Origin of the sequence: Hymenobacter glaciei, assembly GCF_039539585.1 — a bacterium.
Taxonomy (GTDB): Bacteria; Bacteroidota; Bacteroidia; order Cytophagales; family Hymenobacteraceae; genus Hymenobacter; species Hymenobacter glaciei.
Genome location: NZ_BAABDK010000021.1, coordinates 232,954 through 251,712 on the forward strand (window position 1 = coordinate 232,954; position 18,759 = coordinate 251,712).

The 18,759-nt window shown below is 62.9% G+C and carries 12 protein-coding genes; 4 read left to right on the forward strand and 8 right to left on the reverse strand.

Annotation, left to right across the window (positions count from 1 at the left end; genetic code table 11):
• Window positions 1-443: 443 nt before the first annotated feature.
• The 6 genes from ABD837_RS14040 to ABD837_RS14065 all read right to left on the reverse strand — a co-directional run bounded on the left by ABD837_RS14040 (window position 444) and on the right by ABD837_RS14065 (window position 8,347).
• Window positions 444-1,079 carry a nucleotidyltransferase family protein gene (locus tag ABD837_RS14040; RefSeq protein WP_345055630.1) on the reverse strand — a complete coding sequence of 212 codons (636 nt, stop codon included), beginning with the start codon at window positions 1,077-1,079 and terminating at the stop codon, window positions 444-446.
• Window positions 1,079-3,412, reverse strand: a complete 2,334-nt coding sequence (locus tag ABD837_RS14045; protein ID WP_345055632.1) for a xanthine dehydrogenase family protein molybdopterin-binding subunit — start codon at window positions 3,410-3,412, stop codon at window positions 1,079-1,081. The genes ABD837_RS14040 and ABD837_RS14045 overlap by 1 nt, the downstream gene beginning before the upstream one ends.
• A 174-nt stretch (window positions 3,413-3,586) precedes the next feature.
• Window positions 3,587-4,570, reverse strand: a complete 984-nt coding sequence (locus tag ABD837_RS14050; protein WP_345055634.1) for an FAD binding domain-containing protein — start codon at window positions 4,568-4,570, stop codon at window positions 3,587-3,589.
• 154 nt (window positions 4,571-4,724) lie between these two features.
• Window positions 4,725-5,360 (reverse strand): (2Fe-2S)-binding protein, encoded by a 636-nt coding sequence (locus ABD837_RS14055; RefSeq protein ID WP_345055637.1) that lies wholly within the window; start codon window positions 5,358-5,360, stop codon window positions 4,725-4,727.
• 287 nt (window positions 5,361-5,647) lie between these two features.
• The gene (locus ABD837_RS14060; RefSeq protein WP_345055640.1) at window positions 5,648-6,709 is read right to left on the reverse strand and encodes a ComEA family DNA-binding protein; all 1,062 of its coding nucleotides are present in this window, start codon (window positions 6,707-6,709) and stop codon (window positions 5,648-5,650) included.
• 189 nt (window positions 6,710-6,898) lie between these two features.
• Entirely contained in the window at window positions 6,899-8,347 is a 1,449-nt protein-coding gene (locus tag ABD837_RS14065) for an alpha/beta hydrolase family protein (protein WP_345055642.1), read from the reverse strand.
• Between the two features lie 191 nt (window positions 8,348-8,538).
• On the opposite strand from ABD837_RS14065, the gene ABD837_RS14070 reads away from it, so the two are divergent.
• Window positions 8,539-9,627, forward strand: coding sequence for an ISAs1 family transposase (locus ABD837_RS14070; RefSeq protein ID WP_345055644.1), 1,089 nt, complete (start codon window positions 8,539-8,541; stop codon window positions 9,625-9,627).
• Window positions 9,628-9,735: 108 nt separating this feature from the next.
• On the opposite strand, the gene ABD837_RS14075 is transcribed toward ABD837_RS14070, so the two are convergent.
• The gene (locus ABD837_RS14075; protein ID WP_345055647.1) at window positions 9,736-11,136 is read right to left on the reverse strand and encodes an alpha/beta hydrolase family protein; all 1,401 of its coding nucleotides are present in this window, start codon (window positions 11,134-11,136) and stop codon (window positions 9,736-9,738) included.
• Window positions 11,137-11,453: 317 nt separating this feature from the next.
• Here ABD837_RS14075 and ABD837_RS14080 point away from each other — a divergent pair, with 317 nt between their 5' ends.
• The 3 genes from ABD837_RS14080 to ABD837_RS14090 all read left to right on the forward strand — a co-directional run bounded on the left by ABD837_RS14080 (window position 11,454) and on the right by ABD837_RS14090 (window position 16,065).
• Window positions 11,454-12,092, forward strand: coding sequence for a hypothetical protein (locus tag ABD837_RS14080; RefSeq protein ID WP_345055649.1), 639 nt, complete (start codon window positions 11,454-11,456; stop codon window positions 12,090-12,092).
• 119 nt (window positions 12,093-12,211) lie between these two features.
• Complete coding sequence (gene uvrA, locus ABD837_RS14085) at window positions 12,212-15,100, forward strand: excinuclease ABC subunit UvrA (protein WP_345055651.1); 2,889 nt, start codon at window positions 12,212-12,214, stop codon at window positions 15,098-15,100.
• A 92-nt stretch (window positions 15,101-15,192) separates the two neighbouring features.
• The gene (locus ABD837_RS14090) at window positions 15,193-16,065 is read left to right on the forward strand and encodes a hypothetical protein (RefSeq protein WP_345055653.1); all 873 of its coding nucleotides are present in this window, start codon (window positions 15,193-15,195) and stop codon (window positions 16,063-16,065) included.
• Window positions 16,066-16,144: 79 nt separating this feature from the next.
• Here the strand turns inward: ABD837_RS14090 and ABD837_RS14095 are convergent, their stop codons facing one another.
• On the reverse strand, window positions 16,145-18,658 hold the full coding sequence (locus ABD837_RS14095) for a TonB-dependent receptor plug domain-containing protein (protein WP_345055655.1): 2,514 nt from the start codon (window positions 18,656-18,658) through the stop codon (window positions 16,145-16,147).
• Window positions 18,659-18,759: the final 101 nt, after the last annotated feature.

Below are 18,759 nucleotides of genomic sequence, written 5' to 3' on the forward strand. Positions count from 1 at the left end.
ACTTTCCGACCGGGCACGCTGGTAGCTTTGTCTCAATATCCACGAGTAACCTGGCCGCAAGTAGCCGTAGGGGGGTGTGAAATTGAAACGAAACTAAACAAAATGGGGCACCCTGAGTGCCCCGGCCCAGAATGCAGACGCCTGTGCGGATGACCTGGCTTGCGAATTAACTAACTGTCCTTCCTTTCCACACCTAAGTTTCTGCCAGAGCGTCTATCCACATTGACGCTCATCGCACACGCCTGGCCCTACAGCCGGGCGTTTGCTTTTGGGGAACTCCTGCGCCAGCGGGCTACTGCCTTTGCTTTCAGCGGTTCTCGAATCTGGGTACACAAACCTGGAAGTTGTTCTGGGTAAGCCGGATGGCCTATATGCGAAAGCGGCTTTATTGCGGCGGTCGGGAAAATTAATTCGTGTGTCGGCTGACAGCTACGTACGGCACGCTACCCTGCGGCCAATAACGTGGCATACTGTTCGGGCGTATCCACGTCGAGCAGCCCGTCCGGAAAATCAACGCGGCCCACGGCTGCGCCCAGCTTAGTCAGCAGCCGGTTGGCACCCTGTGCACCTTGAAGCCGCTGCAACTCGGGAAAAAGAGCTTGGCTGAAAACGGCCGGCACTCCCAGCGTGCCGCCGTAGGCCGCCGCCACAGCTGGTGCCTGCGTGCGCTGTTGAAGCGCCACCAATTGCCGTAGCAGCACGGGTGTGACGAGGGGCTGGTCAGCTAGTACAACGAGTATGGCAGTAGGATTGGCCCCGGCCACGGTGGCCAAGCCGGCTTGTAGGGAAGACGCCATACCCGTTTCCCAGGCCGGATTACGCACGGCTCGGACGGGCAGGCCGGATATTTCGGGCAGTAATTCGTTGTGGAGCGCGCCGGTTACCAGCACAATGGGCCTGCAGCCGGAAGCCACGGCTGTTTCGGCCGCGTGGCGCAGCAGGCTGCGGCCTTGCCAGGGCAGCAGTTGTTTGGGCCGTCCCATGCGGGTAGAGGCCCCGGCGGCCAGCAACAGCAACGCCACCGGCCCCGATTCGTCGGGAACGGTGGCGCTGAGTTCAGGAGCAGTGAATTCGGCCATTACACGGCTTTCGCGCCCAGAATTCTGTTGGGCGTAAGGGGCAGCTCGCGCACCCGCTTGCCGGTGGCATGGAACACGGCGTTAGCCACCGCAGCCGACACGCCCACCATCGAAATTTCGCCAATTCCTTTCACGCCCATGGCGTTGATATAGGGGTCGTGCTCTTCCACGAACTCCACGGTCATTTCCGGAATGTCGGCGTTAACGGGAATGTGGTAGTCGGCCAGGCTGGCGTTGGTGTAGCGCGAGAAGTTTTGGTCGCGCACCGTACCCTCCATCAGGGCCGCGCCGATGCCGAAGATGCTGCCGCCGATAATCTGCGAGCGGGCGGTTTTGGCGTTGAGGATGCGGCCTGCGCCGTGTACGCTTACCCAGCGCGTGACGCGCACAGTGCCCAGGTCAGGGTCAACTTTCACCTCGCAAAAGTGCGCGCCGAAGGAGTGCATGGAGTGGTGGGCAGCCTCGTCCTTCTTGCTTTGGTCGGCGTTGGCGGCAGCCTGAGCGTCTTCGTAGCCGCTGCCGTAGCGGCCCTGGCCGTTGCCTTCCACGTCGCTCATGTCGGCGCGCTTCATCAGTTCAGCAAATCCTTCGCCCTTGCTGGCGTCTTTCTTTAACTGCAGGCGGCCGTTTTTGGCTTCCACATCGGCTGGGTTGGAGCGGTAGAGGGGCGACTTCTTATCGAGCACCGCTACTTTGGTAAGCTTCTGCCATAAGTCCTGCACGGCCATGTATACCGACGAGGATACCGTGCCGGCGGCCACCGAACCACCCGAGTTGGGCGCGGTCGGCAGCTTGGTATCGCCGAGCTCAAACCGCACTTTTTCCATGGGCAGGCCAAGCGCGTCGGCTGCTACCTGCGTCATCACGGTGTAGGTGCCGGTGCCGAGGTCGGTAGCTCCCGCCTGCACCACGGCGTGGCCGTCGGCGTAAAGGCGGGCGCGAGCCGTGCCCTGCGAGTTGTGCACCGGGTAGCTGGCCGTGGCCATGCCCCAGCCCACCAGCAGGCGGCCGTCGCGGGTTGCGCCGTTTTTGGGGTTGCGCTTGCTCCAGCCGAAAAGCTCGGCCCCGCGGGCGTAGCACTGGCGCAGGCTTTTGCTGCTCCAGGGCTGGCCGGTGGCGGGGTCTTTCTCAGCGTAGTTGCGCAGGCGGATTTCAATGGGGTCGATGCCCAGTTGGTAGGCCAAATCATCCATTGAGCACTCGATGGCAAACGAGCCGGGAGCCTCGCCGGGAGCCCGCGTGAAGGTCGAAGTCATCACATTGGCCCGGGCCAGCTGGTACGAGGCCTCAAAAGTGGGGCAGTCGTAGAGCATGTTGATGATTTTGCTGTTCGACTCGGCGTAGTTGTCCCAAGGCGAAGTGGTCGAAGTTTTTTCGTGGATGAGGGCCGTGAGCTTGCCTTCTTTAGTGGCCCCGAGGCGCAGGGTTTGGGTTTGGTCTTCGCGGTGGCCCATGCCCGTGAACATCTGCGGGCGCGTGAGGGACAACTTTACCGGCCGGCCCACGGCCTTGGCGGCCTGCACCGTGAGAATGGTGTGCGGCCAGGCCGAACCCTTGCAGCCGAAGCCGCCGCCGAGGTATTTGGTCACCACCCGCACCTGCTCGGCCGAGAGGCCCAGCATGGTGCTCACGGCTTTCTGGGTGCGCGTTACGCCCTGCGTCGACTCATAGATGGTGAGGCGGTCGGGCGCTTCCCAGTGCGCCGTGGTGGCCCCGGGCTCCATCGGGTTGTGGTGGTTGATGGCGTGTGTGTACTTGTGCGTGAGCTGCACTGGGGCGGCCGCGAAAGCCGACTGAGCATCGCCGCGCTTGATATGAGGCGGCGTTTTGCCGTCCCGCACCTTGGTTGGGTCGAACAGCTGGGCCTTGGGGTCCTCGTAGGAGGCGATGGGCTTCTCGGCAGCCACCTGCACCTTCAGCAGGACGGCGGCGTATTGGGCGCGCTCCAGCGTATCGGCCACTACCACGGCCACGGGTTGGCCGGCATAGTGAATCTGGTCGTCGGTGAGGGGCAGGTAGCCCATGGGCGCGCCAATCGCCTTTTTGCCGTCGGCGTCGTTGGGCGTTTTGGCGAGCTTGGGGATGTTCTGGTAGGTGAGAATAGCCAGCACGCCAGGCTGCTTCATGGCCGCCGTAGTATCGAAACCCGTGATGCGGCCCTTGGCCACGTCGCTGGTTTTGATAACCGCGTGCGCCAGGCCTGGCAGCTGGTTATACTCGGCGGCGTATTTGGCCCGGCCCATCACCTTGTCGCGGCCGTCTACACGGTTCAGCGGCTGGCCCACCACGCCGGCGGTGGGGTTGGTTTCGAAGAAATTTGGTTCGGTATCCATGAGGGATTTATGCTTAAAGCGGATAACGCTACTTTTTTCGCCTGTCATCCTAAGCACAGCGAAGGACCTTATCACGTCTGCGCGGCTTCGGATTTCTGCGTGCTCGTTCTGGCTTAATAAGGTCCTTCGCTGTGCTCAGGATGACAGTACCGCACCAGAAATCAACCCAGCAGATTAGCTGGCTACTTTCATCAGGGCTTGCACCAGCGTATTCTGGGCCAGCTCTACTTTGAAGCGGTTGTCGTCTTGGGGCTGAGCCCCGCGCAGCGCGGCAGCCGCAGCGGCTCGGAAGGTGGCTTCAGTGGCCGGTGCGCCGGTCAGTACCTTTTCGGCTTCGGGGCTGCGCCAGGGTTTGGTACCCACGCCGCCCAGCGCCACACGGGCCGAGCGGATGGTGCCCGCCTGCACATCGAGCCCCACGGCGGCCGAGGCCAGGGCATACGCGTAGCTGCTGCGCTCGCGCACTTTCAGGTAGGTCGAGCGGCGGGCGTGGGCGGTGTTCGGGATGGTAAGGGATACAATCAGCTCGCCGGCTTCGAGTACGGTTTCGCGTTGCGGTGTTTTGCCGGGCAGCACGTAAAACTCCGTCACGGGCACGCGGCGCTGTTTGCCTTTGGCGTTCTCCAGCGTCAGCACCGCATCGAAGGCGGCCAGCGCTACGGCCAGGTCGCCGGGGTAGGAGGTGGCAATGCAGGCCGTGCTGGTGCCTAAAATGGCGAGGTTGTGGTTGTCGCCCGCAATGGCGGGGCAGCCCGAGCCGGGCACCCGCTTGTTGCACGGAAACGCCGCGTCGCGGAAGTAGCCGCAGCGCGTGCGCTGCAGCATATTGCCCCCGATGCTGGCCATGTTGCGCAGCTGCGGCGAGGCCGCCAGCAGCAGCGACTCCGACACCGCCGGGTAGTTCTGCACTACCAGCGGGTGCTCGCCCACATCGCTCATGCGCTCCATTGCGCCGATACGCAGGCCGTCGGTCGTCTGCTCGATGCCTTTGAAAGGCAGCATGTTGATGTCGACCAGCTGGTTGTGTTCTTCCAGGTTAGCCTTCATCAAGTCGAGCAGCGTGGTGCCGCCGGCGATGTACGCCGAATGGGCCGTGCCCGCCCGGCTGGCGGTGGCTTCTTTGGCCGAATTAGCTTGGATGTAGCTGAAGTTGTTCATAGCTTCTTAGTCGTTGGTCAGCCCGTCATGCAGAGCGCAGCGAAGCATCTTGCTCGGGGAAGTAATCTATTCGATTGGACTGCATTGCGCGGGCAAGATGCTTCGCTGCGCTCTGCATGACGTTCTAGTATCGTTCAACTATTTAACTATTCAACTACCCCTTAAACCCACTCTGCTCGACCTGCCGGATGGCGGCCACGATGTTCGGGTAGGCGCCGCAGCGGCAGAGGTTGCCGCTCATCCATTCGCGTATGCTGTCGTCGGTTTTGGCGTGGCCTTCTTTCAGGCAGGCTACCCCCGACATCAACTGGCCCGGCGTGCAGTAGCCGCACTGGAAGCCGTCGTGGTCGATGAACGCCTGCTGCAACGGGTGGAGCTCTTCGCCCTTGGCCAGGCCCTCGACGGTGGTTATTTCTTTGCCTTGCGCCATCACAGCCAGCGTGAGGCAGCTGTTCACGCGCTTGCCATCCACGAGCACGGTGCAGGCGCCACATTGGCCGTGGTCGCAGCCTTTTTTGGTGCCCGTCAGGTCGAGGCGTTCGCGTAGGGCATCGAGCAGCGTCACGCGGGGCTCGGCCTGAATGGTGCGGACAGCGCCGTTTACTTTGAGGCGCATCTCGGTTACACCCTCTACTTTCTTCGACATGGCCGTGAGGCGCTCGGCCCGACTGATGAGCGGCGGGGCCAGGGCCAGGCCCAGCAAGCCGCCGGCTTGCTTCATAAAGGAGCGGCGGCCGTCCTGTTCGGGCTGGCCGGTGGGCGCTTGGTCGGGCGAGTTGGTATCCATCATAGCAGTAGCAGGAGGCGGGATTGATAAAGCTAACCGACTCGAAAGGCTTTGGTTAACGAGCGGCGGCGCACACCGCTCTGCTTGGTTCAACCGCATACTACGCTAATGCAATTCCCTGCGGCTGCTTTCAGGTTCGAATTCCTAATAAGATTTACGCCCTAGTGAAAAGCCAGGCGCTTACAAATGCCCCCCAGCAAACCCAGCAGAGTAGTTTGTTGCTGCAATTATGGCCAAAGCAGAAATGCGGTCACCTCACTACACATTCGCAGCTCCAGGCCCAACAGCCACTAGTCGAAGCGCAGATACGGGTGCATCTTTTCCACGTCTTCCGGCTTCAGCACGGGCACTTTTTTCAAATCCTCCAGGCTGCGGAAGGGACCGTGCTGCTGGCGGTAAGCCACGATGAGCCGGGCCCGGGGCTTGCCGATGTAGGGGTGCAGGTACAGCTCATCGAAGGTGGCCGTGTTCATATTCACCGCCTGCGGAGCAAAGCCAGGGGCCACGAAGGTGTACTTCTTCAAACTGTCGCGCAGGTCGGGGGCGTCGCGCAGCACAAATACTTCGTCGAGCTGGTCTTCGCGCAGGTAGCCGCCCAGCTGGTTGCGGTAGCGCACCACCCACTTGGCGCGGCCCGACCCGATGCCGCGAATCTGCATCAGCTGGGTGGTGTCGGCGCGGTTCAGGTCGAAGGGTTGGAGGCTGCGGGGCTTGCGTGGGAACCTACCGGACGTGCCTTCGCCGTTGGAATTGCCGAAGGGCGGGAATTTGCCGTCGGGCCCGGGCCGGTTGTTAGCATACTCACGTTTCGGCGCCTCGTCGGGCAATTGCATGAACGGGGCCAGGCGCTGGTACACCGAATCGTCCAGCCCGTACATTTTCTTCACTTGTGCTTTGGCTTTGAAGCCGCCGGCCGCTGCGCCATACTTCACGATGCGGGCGGCCACGAAATGCGGCACGCCGCGCGCCTCCCACCCTTCAGCCGTCAGCGCATTGGGGTCGAAAGGGGCCAGCCGCACCCGCGCCACGACGGGAAAGCGCGAACCCTTGCGCTCGAATTTCTTGAACTCCCGTTTCGGGTAGCGGCTCGCAAAACCTGACTCAACTGAACGATGCGCCTTCAGTTGCGCGGCCATATCGTTCAGCCCCTGTTGGTCCTTATCGGGCAGGTAGCTGGGCAGTTCGGGGCGCAGCAACAGCGGCGCTACAATGAATAGCAGCATGAGCACCAGCAGGCCCACCGTACCCCGCGCCTCGGCCCGTGAATAGCCAAAGGAGCGCCGCAGCCAGCGCAACGGGTTCAGAGCGGCCCAAAGCCGGCGCGGGCCCGGCGGAGTTGGCAATGCGGCCATAACGCAGTAGAACCGGCCGGAGCCGACGGTAGAACAGGTGGAAAAGCACGCGGCGGAAACCAGACCCGCCGGTTTCCGCCGCAGCGGTAAGTATACGTAAAATTCGATTGTTACGCAGAGCGAAGCATCTCCCCCGCTTGGTTGTAAGGGCTCTCAAAGCATGTGAGATGCAGAGGCAAAGACGCCCTTCTAGCTGCTGGCGCGGGCCGTGGCAGGCGTGCGGCCGGACTTGGCCGGCTTGGTTGGGCCGGGGCGCTTCACGGTCACGGGCTGGGGGCCACCGGGCACGCGGGTTTCATTAGCAACCCAGCCGTAGATGAGCTTGAGGGCTTCGGGTGAGAATACCGGCTGCTGCGCGCCGTTTATCATGGGCCACTGCGCTGGCGCGGGCTGGAACAGGTGGTTCACGCCATCGAGCTTGTAAGAAGCCGCCGTGCGTTTGGCCTTGCGCAGGGCGCGGTAAAGCGGCGTCATGTTGCGCCTGGCCGAAACCTGCAAATCGGCGGTGCCATTGAGCAGCAGCACCGAGCACTGCACCTTGCCCAACTGGGCCAGTGGGTCGAAATCGAAGAAGTAGCGCGACCAGGGCGACGTAAGCTGCACGGCGCGGGCGCGGGCCATGCCGGCATCGATGCCCGCGTTGGTGTTGCTGAGCAGGGTGGCTACCTTCAGGCGGGCCTTGGTGTTGTCGGGCGTTTGGCGGATGGTGGCTACCGTGCGCTGATAGACGTCCTGGGCGGCTTTCACCTGGGCGGGGTCGGCCCCAATCAGGCGCATAATTTCGCCCTGCTGGCGCAGCAGCACGTCGTAGCCGGTCTGGCCGTAGCCGCCCAGCGACACGGCAAAGGCCGGCGCGTGGCTGGGCGTGGCCGCCGCCAGCAGGGCCACGTTGCCGCCCTCGCCGTGGCCAATGAGGCCCACGCGGTAGGCCGCTATCAAGGGCTGGGTGCGCAGGCAGGTCATGGCAGCCTGGGCGTCGCTCACGAGGTCGGCGGTGGTGGCGTTGGCGTAAGTGCCGCCCGACTTGCCCACGCCGCGGTCGTCGAAACGCAGCACGGCCACGCCGTGGCGGGTGAGGTAGTCGGCGAGCTGGCCAAACATGCGGTAGCCGTTCACGTCCACGTCGCGGCCCTGGGGGCCCGAGTCGGAGAGGAGCACGGCTGCCGCAAACGGGCCTTCGCCGGCTGGTACCGTAACCGTGCCCGCCAGCTTTTGCTTGGTAACGGGATTAACGAAGGTGACGTCGCTTATGCGGTAGGGTGGGATGGCTTTGAACTTGGTGGCGGCCACCGCCGAGGCCACGGCGCGCTTCAGCGTCATGGGGGCCGTCACACCGGGCTGTTTCCAGGTGCCCTGAAAGGTGGCGCCGCCATCGAGCACCTTGCCCACGAAGCTGCTGCCGGCCTGCTCGATGCGCAGGGTCAGGTTATCGTCCTTCAGCTCCACCTCAACTGGCATGCGGCTGATGCGCTGCTGCGGGGCATCGAGGGCCGCGTAGTAGCTGCCGTTGGTGAGCGGCACGATGGTGATAACAACGGTGATTTCGCCACCCAGCATCTTCAGCGGCCCGCGCCACTGCCCATTGAGGGGCACTACGGTGGGTGGGTCGCCGGCTGCTAAAGCAACAGTAGGTAGCAAATAACTCAGTAAAAATAACGCGCTCAGTATAAATCGAATCATGAAATTAGCCTGTTTTCAAGTTGGGAAGAAGGGTGTGGTAAGCATTTTGAAGCTTAAAAATACAGCAAAGGTTTCTTATGTCCAATTTCAGCTACTCCAATTTAGGGCTTCCGCACCAAAAGTAAGTTCGTCCTCGGCTAGTTTCGGGGATGAACTACTTCGCCTCTTTTACCCACTTGACGGACCCGCGTGTGCAGGGCCGGTGCCTGCATCAATTGGCTGATATCCTGGCTCTATTGCTTTGCGGGACGTTAGCTGGCTGTGACGATTTGCCGGAGATTTGTGACTATGGCCGTGCCCGGCTCGACTTTTTGCGGTCGGAACTGGGCTTGGCATTTGCCAACGGCATCCCTTCTGAGGATACGTTGGAGCGGTTGCTCAGGCGCTTGAACCCGAAAGAGTTGGAGCAGACGTTGCGGGCCTGCGCCGGGTCACTGGCCGGGCGACAGCTCTGCGTCGATGGCAAGGAACACCGCGCTACCACCCCCGCCGGCCAGCGCCATGCCCTGGTGCGCACGGTCAGCGTATGGGTGGCCGATGCCCACCTGAGCTTCGGACAGACCCAAATTGGCGCGAAGACGAACGAAAAAACGGCGATTCCGGCCCTGCTCGACACCCTGGATGTCGTCGGCAGCATCGTCACCATCGATGCCATTGCCTGCCAGCCAAGCATCGTCGGCAAGGTCGTGGCGTGCGGGGCCGACTACGTGATTGCCCTGAAAAAGAACGCCAAGACCCTTTATGAGCAGGCCAGCGAGCACCTGGTGGCCCGCGCCGCCCACCTGCCGACCTGGCGCAGCCAGGACAAAGGACACGGCCGGGGGGAGCGGCGCACGGTGTGCGTTTGCCAGGACCTGTCCCTACTGGATGCGTGCGCCGACTGGCCCGGCCTGCACACGCTCGTCCTGGTCGAAACCGAGCGGCACACGAGCCAGGGCGTTACCCATGCGCAGCGGTTCTATCTCAGTTCGTTAACAGACCCCAACCCGGCTGTTTACGCCCGGCTCATCCGGGGGCACTGGGCGGTGGAAAACCAGTTGCACTGGCAACTCGACCTCACCTTCAAAGAAGACCAGTCGCGCCTACGAACGGGCCACGCCGCGCTTAACGCCAACAGCTTACGCAAAAACGCCCTCTACTTGCTGGCCCAGGACCCGCAAGCCATCAGCCTCAAACGAAAGCGTAAACAAGCTGCTTATGACAATGAGTATCTCCGGCGGTTAGTGCAAAATGCCTGATATTTGGTGCGGAAGCCCTAACTCCAATTAGCTGCTCTTGGCTACCTCAAATTTCTGGCCAGATAGACCAGTTAATTCCAAAAGCCGATTCCGGCGCGGAAAGAAAAATTAGCGAGGGGTATGCTTCGTTATCCAATCGCCTGTGACTTTCAAGGCAGCCGGGGCAAACGTCTCTTCGATGGTGGCGTACTCGGCGGGGGCGCCAGTAGGCGCTGTCTGAAACAGGTGGTTCAGGCCGGGCAATTCCTTCACGGTCACGTCGCGGTTACCAGCGGCTTTGAGGCCGGCGGCCGTGGCGGCCAGGTTACGGGTGGTAGGCACTTGCACGTCTTTGCTGCCGCCCAGGGCCAGCACGGGGCAGCGCACTTTGGCTAGGGTGAGGGCGGGCCGGTCGGCCAGCAGGTGGCGGTAGTCGGGCGAGGTGAGCATGGGCAGCTGGGGTGCCACCTGGGCTGCCAGCTGCGCACTAATAGCCGAGTAATAGAGCAGCAGCTGGCCCTGGGCCTGCTTATCGTCGGGCGTTTTCTGAATAATCTGGGTCATGGCGCGCTGCATCTTTTCGGTGCTGGCCAGCTGGGCGGGGTCGGTGGTTTGCAGGCGGGCCAGGGCCAGCGACTGCTGCACTATCAGCTCGTCGCCGGGCAGGCCGGGGGCGGCCAGCAGCACCAGGAAATCGGGTCCGCCGGGCTGGCCGGCCGCGCCAATGGCGGCCGTGCCCCCCTGGCTGTGGCCAATGAGCCCGACCTGGTTTTTGCGGATGCCGGGCTGGGCGCGCAGCCAGGCCAGCGCGGCCTGGGCATCGGTGGTGTAGTCGGCGCTGGTGGTGCCCTTCAGCGTGCCGCCGCTCTGGCCCACGCCGCGGTCGTCGAAACGCAGCACCGCGATGCCCTGGCGAGTGAGGTAGTCGGCCAGCACGGCGAAGGGCTGGTGGCCCTGGTAGGTTTCGTTGCGGTCTTCGGGCCCCGAGCCGGTGAGCAGCACCACGGCCGGAAACGGGCCCATGTCGGCGGGCAGGGTGTAGGTGCCCGCCAAGTTGATGCCGGCCTTCTCGTTGCGGAAGGTGACGTCGGCCGACTGGTAGGGGAAAGGCGCGTGCGGCTGCTGGGGGCGCTTGGGGCCGGTGGCTTCGCCCGCGCCGGCCCGCACGAGCGTGAGCGGAAACGCCCGCAAGCCCTGCTGCCACTCGCCGGTGAACTGCCGGCCATCGGCCGAGCGCCGCCCAGCAAACCGCGCCGTGATGGGCTTGCTCAGGCGCAGGTATACGCTGTCGCCGGGCGCCTGGAAATCAACCAGCAAGCCGGCTACGTTCTGGTCTGTAATATCCAGTTTGGCCGAGCGGGTCCCGCCGGCCGGGTCGGTGAGGTGAAACACGAGCTCCAGCGTGGCCACTTCGCCGCTCCAGTCGCCGCTGAGGCTGGGGCGCGGGGCCTCCTGGGCGTGGGCGACGAGGGGGAGGAGCGCAGCGGCGAGGAGAATCAGACGGGGCGAGGTGGGCATATAGCTAATCAAAAGCAGGAAGAAGGATAGTATGGCGAAGCTACTGAATGGATGGTAGTTCGTTGCTTCCGTTGCTATAATCGTTGCTATAATCGTTGCTATAATCGTTGCTATAATCGTTGCAAGTAGGGTGCGGGGCTTGCCCCCGCCCGTCGTTCGCACCGTTGTGACGATTCCGTTTAACGACGGGCGGGGGCAAGCCCCGCACCCTACCTCGTTTTCGCATTCTGCTTTGTGCCGAGTATAAAGTCTGCGGTTAGTCATATTCCTCGCGCTCATCAGCCAGCAGCTTATGGAGCAGCAAGTGCCCGCACGTAACTTTAGCAGCTATGAAAAGAATCGGACTACTACTGCTGGCTTGCCTGACGCTGGCGTTGCCAACCGTGGCGCAAGCGCCGGAGAAAACCGCGCCGGATGATTTGGTGGTGACGGCGGAGATTGTGGGGTATAGTCGGGAGCTTGGATACAAAGACAATGTTAGAGGTGTGGAAGTGGATGTGCCACCGTATTTATGCCTCTACGCTAAAATGACTGTGCGTAACACTACCAACCACGTTCGTAATGTTATCATGTATAACTGTGAATGGTCTGCTTCGTGGGTAGCAACGGGGCCGCATGGTCTATTCAATGCTACTTATATTCCAAGTTGTGGTAAAAACTTTGTAGCTCCTGTTCCCATCCCGGCGGGCGATGCGCTTGTGTTTAATTGCCCATTGTATGTCAATGGGCATATTATTAAGAATGGAGAACCAATCACCACTGAATATTTTAAGCTTGGATTTGTAGACTACTCCAGTACTGATGATGCATCACGTTCGACAGATAAGGAACTCCGGGATAGGGTGAAAATAGCTCGGGTAGTATATTGGAGCAATGCTCTCACTACCACAGTTGACCCAAGAGTTCTAAAAGAGTTGACGGGAGAGGGACGCTATTTTAGTTATCATTATAAATCCGGAAGAGAATAAAAATATTAGCCAGGAGCGACCACGCCCATATCCTCCTTCAACCCCAGCCGTACCTTCGTACCCCCAGCAACTAGTGCCCCGCCGAAACCTTCCGGCCCGGTTTCGCTGTTAGTTCGTTTATGCCCAAAAAAGACGCTTTGCAAGTTTCGGCCCCCGCCGACAACGCCATTGACAACCTCGACCCGCGCGAATTCATCCTCATCAAAAACGCCCGGGTTCACAACCTCAAAAACCTCAGCGTAGCCCTGCCGCGCAACCAGTTTATCGTCGTCACGGGCCTCTCGGGCTCGGGCAAATCGAGCCTCGCCTTCGATACCTTGTATGCGGAGGGCCAGCGCATGTACGTGGAAAGCCTGAGCAGCTACGCCCGCCAGTTTCTGGGCCGCATGGACAAGCCCGACGTCGACTACATCCGCGGCATTTCGCCGGCCATTGCCATCGAGCAGAAGGTCAGCATCAAGAACAACCGCTCGACGGTGGGCACGAGCACCGAGATTTACGACTACCTGAAGTTGCTGTTTGCGCGGGTGGGCCGCACGTTTTCGCCCGAGAGCGGCGAGCAAGTGCGCAAGGACAACGTGGCCGACGTGGTGGACTTTCTGGCCGCGCAGCCCGAGGGCACCCGGGCCATGATTCTGGCCCCGCTGCACCGCCCCGACCACACCCGCCCCATGAGCAAGGAGCTGGATTTGCTGCTGCAAAAAGGCTACAGCCGCGTGGTGGTGAACGGCGAAACCGCCCAGATTGAGGACCTGATAGGCGAGGGCCGGCCCGAGGTGAACGGGGAAGTGTCCATCATGATTGACCGCGCCGTGCTGCGGCCCGATGATGAAGACCTGCTTTTCCGCCTGTCCGACTCGGTGCAAACCGCGTTTTTTGAAGGCCACGGGACGTTGGTTGTTAGTTATCAGTTGTCAGTTGTCAGCGAGAACGGCACTGGCCCGACAACTGACAACCAGCAACTAACAACTAAATCCTTCTCCGACAAATTCGAGCTCGACGGCATTGTGTTCGAAGAGCCCAGCGTCAACTTCTTCTCCTTCAACAACCCTTATGGCGCCTGCCAGACCTGCGAGGGCTTTGGCTCGGTGCTGGGCATTGATGAAGACTTGGTGATTCCGGACAAGAGCCTGACGGTGTACGAAGGCGCGATTGCGCCCTGGCGCACCGAGAAGCAGGGCGAGTGGCTGAAGCCGCTGCTGAAAAACGGCATTCGCTTCGACTTCCCCATTCACCGGCCCTACAACGAGCTCAGCCAGGCCGAGCAGCGCCTGCTCTGGACCGGCAACAAGCACTTCGACGGGCTCGACAAGTACTTCAAGTGGGTGAGCGAACAGACCCACAAAATCCAGTACCGCGTGCTGCAGAGCCGCTACCGGGGCCGCACCACCTGCCCCGACTGCCGCGGCACTCGCCTGCGCAAGGATGCCCAGTACGTGCGCATCGACGGCCGCAGCATCGCCGACATCGTGCTGCTGCCCATCTCCGACGCGCTGACGTTCTTCCAGAACATGAGCCTGAGCGAGCACGACGCCAAAGTGGCCGAGCGCCTCGTGACGGAAATCACCAACCGCCTGGGCTACCTCAACCGCGTAGGCCTGGGCTACCTCACCCTGAACCGCCTGAGCAACACGCTGAGCGGCGGCGAGAGCCAGCGCATTTCGCTGGCTACCTCACTGGGCTCGGCGCTGGTGGGCTCGATGTACGTGCTCGATGAGCCCAGCATCGGCCTGCACCCCAAGGATGCCGAGCAGCTGATTGGCGTGCTGCGCTCGTTGCAGCAGCTCGGCAACACGGTGGTGGTGGTGGAGCACGAGGAGAAGATGATGGAAGCCGCCGACCAGATTATCGACATCGGCCCCGAAGCCGGCAGCGGCGGCGGTAACCTGATGTTCCAGGGTACCATGGCCGAACTGCTGCAGGACACCACCACCTACACCGGCCAGTACCTGAGCGGCCGCATGGAAGTGGCAGTGCCCAAGGTGCGGCGCCCCTGGCGCAACGCGCTGGAGCTAACCGGCGCCCGCGAGAACAACCTCAAAAACGTGAGCGTGAAGCTGCCGCTGGGCGTGATGACTGTCGTAACCGGCGTGTCGGGCTCGGGCAAATCCACGCTCATCAAGCGCATTCTGGCGCCGGCGCTGATGAAGATGCTGGGCGGCGGCGCGGGCGAAAGCACCGGCAAGTTCGACCGCCTCACGGGCGTGAATGGGCAGGTGTCGCACGTCGAGTTCGTCGACCAGAACCCCATTGGCAAGTCGTCGCGCTCGAATCCCGTCACCTACGTGAAGGCTTACGATGCCATTCGGACGCTGTTTTCGGAGCAGCCGCTGGCCAAGGCGCGCGGGCTGAAGCCCTCGCACTTCTCCTTTAATGTGGATGGCGGACGCTGCGAAGTGTGCCAGGGCGAGGGCCAAGTGAAAATCGAGATGCAGTTCATGGCCGACATTTACCTGACCTGCGAGGGCTGCAGCGGCCACAAATTCAAGCAGGACATTCTGGAGATTAAATTCCAGGAGAAGGCCATCAACGAAGTGCTGGAATTGACGGTGGCCGACGCCGTGCAGTTCTTCAAAACCCAACCCAAAGTGGCCGAGCGCCTCAAGCCGTTGGAGGATGTGGGCCTGGGCTACATCCGCCTCGGGCAGTCGGCCAACACGCTGAGCGGTGGCGAAGCCCAGCGGGTGAAGCTGGCCAGTTTTCTCACCAAAGGCGCTACGCTGCAGCAGGATAAAATTCTGTTCATCTTCGATGAGCCCAGCACCGGCCTGCACTTCCACGACATTGCCAAGCTGCTGGGAGCGCTGAACGCGCTGATTGAGCAGGGCAATTCTGTGCTCATCATCGAGCACAACGTCGACATCATCAAGTGCGCCGACTGGATTATCGACCTCGGCCCCGAGGGCGGCCTGAACGGCGGCCATTTGCTGTTCGAAGGCACGCCCGAGAATATGGTTAAATTGAAAGATAGCAACCATACGGCGCGTTTCCTGGCCGAAAAGGTGTAACGTTGCGGTCCGGTGCCCTGCTTTGGCGCGGTGCCGGACCGCACCATCCGACTTCCAACTGCTTACGTAGTTGAACGCACAGCCTTTTCTGCATGCCCCTCGTCACTGCTCCCGACCATTACGCCCCTCCCCGCCACTCGGCCACCGGCCGGGCCTGGCGCTGGCTTACGGCCCTGGCCATTGTTGGGGCCATTGCCGTGAATGCCTATTCGGTTTTGCGCCCCTTTGCTGGGCAAACGCAGGCAGTGGTGTCGGCCAAATACCCCACCCTGCTCACGCCGGCGGGCAACGCCTTTAGCATTTGGGGGGGGATTTTTTTAAGCCTGTTGGTTTATGCGGGCTGGCAGCTGCTGCCGGCCCAGCGCCAATTGTCGCTGCCCGACGCCGTGGCCAAGCCGCTCACGGTCGCCAGCCTGGGCCTGGGGGCGTGGGTTGTATTGTTTGCTCACGAGCAGATGGTGCCCAGCGCGGGCGTGATGCTGCTGATTTTAGCCGCTACGGCGGTGGCCTACGGCCGCACCCGGCGGCGCATTTTTGCCGAGGCGGCCCCACGATTAGCCGGCGTACCATTCTCGCTGCTGCTGGGCTGGCTTTCGGTCGCGGCCGTCATCAACTTCACCATTGCTATTCGCACGCTGGGCTGGCAAACGGCCGAAGGCGCTTCGGTTACGCTCACGCTGGGGCTGATAGTGGCCGTAGTAGTACTGGGGTTGCTGATGAGCCGCATATTCCGCGACATGGTATTTCCAGTGGTGGTGGCCTGGGCGTTGGTGTGGATATGGGTGGCGCGCCTGCGCGAAATCCCCGAGCTGGGCTGGGCCGCCCTCATCGGCGCGACAGTAGTGGCGATTGCCGGCGTGTTGCTTTCGCGCCTCGGCGGCCGCAAAACGCCCTGGCAGCTGCGCGACGAAGCCGCCGCCACCATTGAGGCAGAAATTGCCGCCCGCAACGCCGCCCGCGACTAGCGGTTGCAAATAACAAACACGTCATGCTGAGCGCAGCCGAAGCATGACGTGTTTGTTATTTGCAGTTGTATCCTCTTGCTTATTTCCCCTTTACACTGAAGGTGCTGCTGCCTCGAACTGGCTGGCCGCCGCTGCCCAGGCCTTCGGCTACGGCTTCGAAGGTGCCGCTGCCATCGGCGGTAAAGAAATGGACCTCGGCTTCGCCCTTGGCGTTGGTGCGCACCTGCGGGTTCCAGTACAGGGTGCTGGTGCGGGGGTCGGCGGGTGGGTTGGTGAGTAGCGCGCTGTAGCGGGGCGAGTAGAACTCGCGGGCCGCATAAAAGCCGGGCAGCCGCACGGTGGCCATACCTGGGGCCGGGCCTTTGTTGGACCCATTGTAGTTGGGGTCGGCGCGCTTGGTATAGATGGCAATGGCCCCGCCGCTGTTGCCAAAGATGGCCGCTTCGTTGCCCTTAAAAACTTCCACCGACTCGATATCAGACGGCGAGAGGGTACTGATGACGTCGGCGTCGACGCGCTGGCCGTCGAGTATAAACAGCGGCGTGCCCGAATTGCGAATCTGTACCGTCATGTTGGGCGGGCTGCCGCTGACGGCGAGGCCCGCCACCCGGCCCTGCAGCATTTGTAGCACGTTGACCCCGGTTTGCATGCCGGGGTTGTTGGCGAAGTTGATGACAGTGCCCCCGGTGGCCCCGTATAGGCGGCGCGGGTCGTCGCTCGGCACGGTTTCGCGCTTGGCGGTTACGGCCACATTGGCCAGGTTGATGTTGCGCACGGCCCGCTCGGGGTGCTCGTCGAGCTCAGCCGATTGTACCTGGCGGCTGCGGCGCACCAGCGCGGCCACCGCGGGCGGGGCGGTGGCCAGCGAGGGCAGCAGGGGCAGCGGCTGGGCCGGGGTCACGGGGCCGTTGTCGGGAATGATGAGCACGTTGGAGCCGCCCTGGGCCCGGCGCGCCTGCAGCGAGATAATGGCCGTGTCGACCACCGGAATGCCTACGAAGGCAAAGCGCCCGTCGGGGCCGGTGGTGGCGGTGGTCACATTCTTGGTGGGCCGGGTTTGCAAGAAGGTGAGCTGGCTGTTGGGGATGGGGCGCTGGCCGTGCTCGCTCACCACCTGGCCCACCAGGCTCAGCTCGCGCTCGGGGCCGAAGCGCAGGGCCGGCGCCTGGCCCGCGAGCACGGTTTTCCACACGAAGCGGCGCCAGCCCTGGGTGAGCAGCAGGTCGTCGAGGTGCTGGGCGGTGGCCGCCGAGGGGGTGCGGAAGTAGTAGCCCGGGCTTTCGACGTAGCCGGTCAGGTCCGAGGTCAGCAGCAGGTTGGATGCGATGGTTTCGGCGTTGGGGTCGAGGGCTCCCAGGGCAGCATCGTTCACACCCAACGACAGCGTAGCGGCGACGGGCTGGCCCGCGGCATTGGCCACGCGCACGGTGAGCTGCACCGGGGCGTGGGCGCCGTAGCTGGGTTGGTCGGGGGTGATGCTCACGCGCAGGCCGGCGGCCTCGTTCGCCACGAAGGCCAGGCGCTCGGCCCGGGGCGTGCCGGCCGCATCGAAGAGCGTGAAGTGCACAATGCCGGCCGGGTAGTTCTTCTTGGGCATGCGCCAGGCAGCGGCGATGTCGCCCACCAGCGGGCGGGGACCGGGGTAGGCCACCACGCCGCGCACCTGCGTGAACAGCTGCACGGGGCCGGGGGCGGCCGCGCCAGCCGGGCCCCGGTAGCGGGCTTCTACCAGGAAGTTATCGCCGCCATCGAGTACGTGCAGGGTGTAGCCGCTGGGCTGCACGGCAGGCAGCGGGTAGTCGGCGGTGCTGCCGTCGGGCAGGGTTACGCGGGCATGGTAGCGCTGGCCGGCGCCGGGCACCAAGCCAAAGCGGCCCATGCCAGCGTGGCGGCTGGTAAAGGCAGTCAGCACGGCGTTCTGGGCATTCAGCAGCTGGCCGCGCACGCTTAGGCTGCGGCCGCTGGCGTCGGTTGCTTTAAAGGCCACCACGGCGGGCAGGCCTTCGATGAGGTCGCCGCCTTCGGGGAAGAACTGCACGTCGGGACGGGCGGCAGCGGCGGCCCGGGCCTTGCCGGCGGGCGTGGTGGGCGCGTTGGGCACGGCGGCCTCCTGCGGGCCAATGGGCGAGGCCGGCCAGATGCTGAGGCGGCGGCTGTACACGTACTCGTCGCCGGCGTTGCGCATCCAGTTGGTGTAGGCGCGCAGCACGTAGGTGCCGGGGGCCAGCGTGTCGGCAATGAGCAGGTCGCCGCTGCTGCGGCCGCCCTTCAGGCGCAGGGTGCGGCGGGCCACCACCCGCTTTTCGGGCGATACGAGGTCGACGTGCAGCACCTGGCTGAGGGAATCGGGCTGGTGCTGGGCGGCATCGACCACGTAGGCGCTAAACCAGATGGTTTCGCCGGTGCCGTACACCGGGCGGTCGAGGTGCAGGTAGGCTTTTTCCTGGCGGGCGGTCTGCAGGTAATTGTCCAGCTGGCGGGCCAGGCGGGGCAGCAGGCCGTCGTCGGTGGGTTGCAGGCGAAAGGCACTGAGGCCGCCCGCCAGGGCCAGCATGGTCAGGAGCAGCAGTTTTTGGGCGCGGGCAGCAGGCATGAGCATAACAGAACCGTCGGCAGCTGAATAGCCACTCGACGAAGAAAGGGCGAGATTAGGCCGTAAAGATGGCGACGCGGTGAAGCCCGGGCCGCCGGAAT